Source organism: Lutibacter oricola (assembly GCF_900106565.1).
Classification (GTDB): Bacteria; Bacteroidota; Bacteroidia; order Flavobacteriales; family Flavobacteriaceae; genus Lutibacter; species Lutibacter oricola.
The window spans coordinates 1-6098 of sequence record NZ_FNNJ01000022.1 but is presented as its reverse complement, the minus strand read 5'-3'; the positions used below and the strand labels follow the sequence as shown (position 1 = coordinate 6098).

Genomic DNA, 6098 nt, shown 5'->3' with positions numbered 1-6098 from the left:
TGCTAAATAGAATGTTTCTTAACTTTTATTTTATTAATTTTATAAATCGAAAAATTGCGATTACCAAAACACAACTTTGGTTATCCTAAACCGTTGTATTTAATATGATCAGCCTTTTGGGTTCCAAATAGTATTTTTCGGACACATTAAAGTTTGATTAAGTACAATTTTTTAAATACTAAGGGAATAGACTATTTAGGATATTTCGACTCAAACTGTTCGATTGACATCGTTGAGAGTTCACTCTCAGAACGTTGGAAACGTACAACAGTTTGGCGAAGTTATTGAAAAAAAACGACATAGTCAAGTGATTTTCAGTACACTGAGTAGTATTTTAAAGATTGAGATTAAGTTCGGATGAATTTAAGGTGTCCGTTTTTTGATGACGAAACTTTATCAATCCCGCGGTGATAAAGTTCATAAGAAAAAAAACAAAACACTAATTGGAGCCATTTTATTGTGGCGGCTGACAGACTCCGTATTTAAAAAATTGTATATTTACTGATGAATAAAATACTAAACACAACAGCACATATAAGGCATTAAAACGCCTCATATCCGCAACCGTTGTACGCAATTTCAGAAATGAAAAATATGAAAAGGATTATTTTACTTGGATTTTTATTAATTATGATTTCGTGTCAATCCAAATTGGCAGAAAAAGAGAATGAATTTATATCTGATTTTGATTTAAAAACCGACTATTTAGATTTTAAAATTAAAATGACAGAAATAGATACTATTAAAATTGGAATGGGAGTTGGAAGTTGTATGCATCAATCAGCTGAAAGATTACTTATTACAAAACAGAAAGATTCTATCAGAATAGAGTCAAGTATTAATGAAGATTTATTCAATAAGAAAGGTTTTAATAAATTCAAAGAAATCGTAATACACGAAAATGATACTACTTGGAAAATGGGAGAATTTATTGAATATTATCTAGCAAAAAGCAATGATTCTCTAGATAGTTATCCAATTTACACAATTAGTAAAGACTCTACAAAAATTAAAATTTACACAAGAGGAATTATTAATCGAGATAATATTGTTGCTGATTATTGTATTGTTATGAAAAAAATATTTCCAGAAAGCGAATTTCATTTTTATGGAGAACCGATTAAAGATTATTGATAAACAACTGCGTACAACAACTGGTATATTTTATAGCTTGGTTTTAGCACACTTACGAAAATCCTATCGGATTTTCTTGGTCGGTAAATATTTACTAAATTAGTTGCTTAAACACGCCACAAAACATACCAAAAACCGTTACCTAAAATGGCGGATGAGCCACAGATTGGAGAAAAGATTTTAAAACTGATTGATTAAATTAAACTGATAAATTTCAGAGTGATTTTCTGAAAATAACGTTGATTAAAAATTGAATCGGTACGATTTTCCACTCAAACGGAATTTAAAATTGGAACGTAGAAAAACTCAATGAAACGTATGATTTTAGCACAATTACGGATTTTGAGCAATGAAATCGGTACGAATTGATTCTCAAAACGCTGAAAGGTATTTAAAACGATAAATTCTAACTAAAAGACAACTTTCTGATTTGAGCAACAAAACTGATTTGATTAAAATAACGCTAGATGAAAATAAATTGAAAAAGATTAATAGAACGATAAAAAACCACTTTAGGTAACACTGGGTTCATTTCATTGCTTAATTAGTTCATCGTACGAGAAACCTCTGATAATTCAAATGTTAGAGAATTTTAATTAACTTTGAGCTAATTCACGCAACGAAAGTAAACCCAAAACCGTTAGCTACAACCACGCAAGAATAAATATTTGGAAAAAATACCAAAACTTGGTATCTTTGAAAAAAGATTAAAAATGGCAAAAAATACATCGATATTATTAGGAGATTATTTTAATAATTTCATAGGAGAACAAATTAGCAGCGGAAGATTTTCTTCTGCAAGTGAAGTTGTTAGGTCTGCATTAAGATTATTCGAACAAGAAGAAAGTAAGAAAAAAGAATTAATCAATGAATTAATAAAAGGAGAAGAATCTGGGTTTGTTGATAACTTTGACAAAAAAGAATTCTTAAAGACTATGCACAAAAATGTTTCAGAATAAATGAACTTCAAAATAAGTACAAAAGCTGAAAACGACCTTACTAGAATTTGGAATTACACTTTTGAAACTTGGTCAATTGATCAAGCAGATAGGTATATTGATTTAATTTTTGAGGAAATTGAATACATCTGTGAGAACCCAAAATCAGGTAAAGATTTTAGTTATGTGAGAAATGGCTATTTAAGAACAAAAGTTAAATCTCACTTTCTTTTCTATAAAATTAACCAAAATGAGAAACAAATAGAAATTATTCGTATTCTTCATCAAAGAATGGATATTGAAAATAGATTGAAATAAGGCTGTAGCTAACACTGTTTATATTTTATAGCTTGGTTCTAGCACATTTACGAAAATCCTATCGGATTTTCTACGTTAGTATTTTATTTAGTAAATTAGTAGCTTAAAAAACGCTACAAAACATACACAAACCCGTTGTAAACTATTAAGGATGAAAAAGATTACTCTAACAACTTTATTAATTCTTTGTATTCTGATTTTTAGTTGTAATAATTCAAATAAGATTGATGAAATAAATAATTATGTTGAGAAAATTGATTCTCGAAAAGATTTGACCGAATCAATTACAGAATTTGAAACAGAAATAATTGGAAAGGGAATTGTTGCAGGATTTGAAATTTATGAACTCACTGATAAATCAAAAAACATTTACCGATTAACAGCAAGTATTGCAAAACAAAATGATTCAGTTGGAGAATATGAATTTTACTATAAAAATGATTCTCTGATTTTTGCAAGAATTAAGGACTTTATTCAATCAAAAAATAATAGTCAGAGTTTAGATACATTAGTTGATAGTGAGTTTTATTATGAGGATAACAGATTAATCGAGAGAACTGATAAAAAGAATATCAATTATGATGGAGAAATGATTAAACAGATTTCCGAATTTTATTTGATTTATGGTAAAAGAACGGATTAATTAACAGTTTACAACAACTGGTATATTTTATTGTTTGGTTCTAGCACACTTACGAAAATCCTATCGGATTTTCTTGGTCGGTAATTATTTACTAAATTTATAGCTTAATCACTCAACAAAACATACCAAAAACCGTTATGTACAAGCCCTGAACGAAAAAAATATGCTATGTTTGATATTTTTAAGAAAAATAAAATAACACGAGAAAAAAGATTTTGGAATTGGTTTTCCGAGAACAAGGAAAAACTTGAAAACTTTATCACTTCGGATTTTTCAGATTACTCGATTTATAATAGATTAACCAAAGAATTACAAAAATATAATCCATTACTTTTTCCAGAGATTACGATAAATGAAAATGATAAATTCGTATTGATAATTACTCCTGATGGAATGTCGGATGGAGTTATTCCAACTCAAAAGTTATTTGATAAAAAGCCTGAATTTGAAAATTGGATAATTAAAAAATTTAGACAACCAACAGATGAAATAGGATTGAGTTTTGATGGATTAGATTATGGATCTTCAGATATTAAAATTGATTACTTTGTAGATTACGAAAGAGAAAAAGTTGATATTAAATTATTGATTAATAACTACAACGAGAAAGATAAAAGATATGAATCTTTAGCTTGGTTATATTTAGACCATATTTTAGGAGAATTTAATACAATTTCAAAAGTTGGAGCTGTGATTTTTGAGAAAGTGAATGAGAAAAAAGAGAAAGATGAGTTGATTTCAATTTTAGAATTGAGAAAACTGATTGATAAAGAATTATATAAAGCCAGTACATAACAACTGGTATATTTTATTGTTTGGTTTTAGCCTACTTACGAAAATCCTATCGGATTTTCTTGATCAGTAATTATTTACTAAATTTATAGCTAATTCACTCAACAAAACATACCAAAAACCGTTGGCTACAATGTCCGAATAAAATTATGGGAGGAGAAGGAAGTATGCAATCTATGAATACAATTCTACGAAACAATAGAAATTTGTTACGTAAGAAAGGTATGTTTAATAGAGAAAAATCCTTTCGATATTTAAGGAATAAATACTATGGAAATGATAAAGACGAATTCGATATAAGAAAACTTTCGGAAAAAGAACTTTTAGAAATTCGAGAAAAAGTAATTAAAGATAGAAAAAGAGAAAACTTGAGAGCTTTGATTATTACAATTCTATTCTTGATTACTTTAATTGTAATAGGATTATATTTATTTAGTCCAACGAAAAAGATAACAAACCAAGAAACGAATATTTATAAGTCTGAAAAAGTCAAACTTGAAAATTATAAGTCTTATATGAATTTAGGAGATAAAATGATTTTAAAGCAAAACTGGAAATATGCAATTATTCAATATGAGAAAGCAACTAAAGAATGTCCTGAAAAATATACAGGTCACTACAAACTATTATTAGCTTATAGTTATAATTGTAAGAATAATAATTTAGATTGTGAGAAAACTAAAACGTTAGCGAAAGAACTTATTGAGAAATTTCCTCAAGGAGAAGCACAATTAGGTACGATTTTATATAATGTAAAAACACAGTAGCCAACAACTGGTATATTTTATAGCTTGGTTTTAGCACACTTACGAAAATCCTAAAGGGATTTTCTTCGTCGGTAAATATTTACTAAATTTATTGCTTAAACACGCTACAAAACATACCAAAAACCGTTAGCTGTAATCACAGATGAAAAAATATGAGAAGAAAACAAAAGATAGAAAAACCATAATCTTCATAGGATTATTAACTTCAATCATTATGATTTTTCTAGTATTAGTGTATACTAATATTTATATAAAAATGAATGATTCAAATGAAATTATGTTATCAACGAAATTAAACGGAGTAATTGACGATAATATACTTTACAAAGGATACACCTCGATTAAAATGAGAGGAGATTCTGTGCACTGGAAAATTGAACCTAGTTCTAATTATGATTATAACCCTAATGAATTTGGAAATTTTATAAAGAAAAATGATAAATTAATTAAACATAGATGTTCTGATACATTATTTGTTATCAGAAATAATAAGAGTTATGAATTTTTGATTGGTGACTCAAGTTATAATTATGAAAAAAGAACCAAGGAAAGAGAAGAATATTTGAAAACTCAAAAAAGAATATTTAATGAGAATAATGATTGCAATGATTAACTACAGCTAACAATGCGTTTATTTCATTGCTTGGTCTATTAATCGTACGATTAACCGCTAATTATTCAAATGTAGAGCATTTTTACTAACTTTGAACTAAATCACGCAACGAAACTAAACTCTAAACCGTTGCTAACTATGGCGGATTTCACTTCTGAAATCCACATTTTAGTCATTTAAGATTAAAATAGTTAGTTTGACAGAGGCACGAAAAAAATAATTCACTGAGGGAAAATTATGATAACTCTTCTACTCTATCAAACAGAAACTAATTTGAATTATTTGAGAATTAAACAAATGATAAATTGAAACGCAAAAAGTTCATTAAAACGGAACGATTTTAGCACAACTATGAATTTCTAGTTGAAACGTGAAAATAAGTAAAACGGAGGATTTTGAGCAATGAAAACGGAATACAAACTCAGGCGTGAGAAGAAACTCGATTTAAAATAAATAATTAAGATTAAGTAAACTAAAAAGATAAATTTGAAAAATAAAAACATCTATGAATGAAAATTGCTACGTATGATTTTTTAGCACCAAAATGCATAGCCACAGTTAGCAACACTGCATAACCAAAATTGTTGCTTTTTGCTAAATAGAGTGTTTCTTAACTTTTATTTTATTAATTTTATAAACGAAAAATTGCGATAACTTAAACACAACTTTGGTTATCCTAAACCGTTGCTAACTATGGCGGATTTCACTTCTGAAATCCACATTTTAGTCATTTAAGATTAAAATAGTTTGTTTGACAGAGGCACGAGAAAAATAATGTGCTGAGTAAAAATTCTGATTACTCTTCTACTCTATCAAACACAAATAAAATCTGATTAATTTGAGAATTATATTAATGATAAATTGAAACGCAAAAAGCTCATTAAAACGGAACG

Annotated in this window: 7 protein-coding genes; all 7 read left to right on the top strand. The window is 27.7% G+C overall.

Going from position 1 to position 6098, the window contains the following annotated elements:
- Positions 1–594: 594 nt before the first annotated feature.
- The 7 genes from BLU40_RS16955 (at position 595) to BLU40_RS16925 (ending at position 5205) form a co-directional block, all read left to right on the top strand.
- Positions 595–1134, top strand: coding sequence for a hypothetical protein (locus BLU40_RS16955; protein ID WP_139170995.1), 540 nt, complete (start codon positions 595–597; stop codon positions 1132–1134).
- Between the two features lie 713 nt (positions 1135–1847).
- On the top strand, positions 1848–2093 hold the full coding sequence (locus BLU40_RS16950; protein ID WP_090126576.1) for a type II toxin-antitoxin system ParD family antitoxin: 246 nt from the start codon (positions 1848–1850) through the stop codon (positions 2091–2093).
- Complete coding sequence (locus BLU40_RS16945) at positions 2094–2390, top strand: type II toxin-antitoxin system RelE/ParE family toxin (protein ID WP_090126570.1); 297 nt, start codon at positions 2094–2096, stop codon at positions 2388–2390.
- A gap of 151 nt (positions 2391–2541) precedes the next feature.
- The gene (locus tag BLU40_RS16940) at positions 2542–3033 is read left to right on the top strand and encodes a hypothetical protein (protein ID WP_090126567.1); all 492 of its coding nucleotides are present in this window, start codon (positions 2542–2544) and stop codon (positions 3031–3033) included.
- Positions 3034–3201: 168 nt separating this feature from the next.
- Complete coding sequence (locus tag BLU40_RS16935) at positions 3202–3828, top strand: hypothetical protein (protein ID WP_090126564.1); 627 nt, start codon at positions 3202–3204, stop codon at positions 3826–3828.
- Positions 3829–3974: 146 nt separating this feature from the next.
- Positions 3975–4592: a hypothetical protein gene (locus tag BLU40_RS16930; protein ID WP_090126561.1), complete on the top strand. Its 618-nt coding sequence runs from the start codon at positions 3975–3977 to the stop codon at positions 4590–4592.
- Between the two features lie 214 nt (positions 4593–4806).
- Positions 4807–5205 carry a hypothetical protein gene (locus BLU40_RS16925; RefSeq protein ID WP_139170994.1) on the top strand — a complete coding sequence of 133 codons (399 nt, stop codon included), beginning with the start codon at positions 4807–4809 and terminating at the stop codon, positions 5203–5205.
- Positions 5206–6098 lie beyond the last annotated feature (893 nt).

Excerpts from the sequence above, each read along its gene's own strand:
- BLU40_RS16955 (WP_139170995.1), top strand. The coding sequence starts at position 595 with ATGAAAAGGATTATTTTACTTGGATTTTTATTAATTATGATTTCGTGT.
- BLU40_RS16950 (WP_090126576.1), top strand. The coding sequence starts at position 1,848 with ATGGCAAAAAATACATCGATATTATTAGGAGATTATTTTAATAATTTC.
- BLU40_RS16945 (WP_090126570.1), top strand. The coding sequence starts at position 2,094 with ATGAACTTCAAAATAAGTACAAAAGCTGAAAACGACCTTACTAGAATT.
- BLU40_RS16940 (WP_090126567.1), top strand. The coding sequence starts at position 2,542 with ATGAAAAAGATTACTCTAACAACTTTATTAATTCTTTGTATTCTGATT.
- BLU40_RS16935 (WP_090126564.1), top strand. The coding sequence starts at position 3,202 with ATGTTTGATATTTTTAAGAAAAATAAAATAACACGAGAAAAAAGATTT.
- BLU40_RS16930 (WP_090126561.1), top strand. The coding sequence starts at position 3,975 with ATGGGAGGAGAAGGAAGTATGCAATCTATGAATACAATTCTACGAAAC.
- BLU40_RS16925 (WP_139170994.1), top strand. The coding sequence starts at position 4,807 with ATGATTTTTCTAGTATTAGTGTATACTAATATTTATATAAAAATGAAT.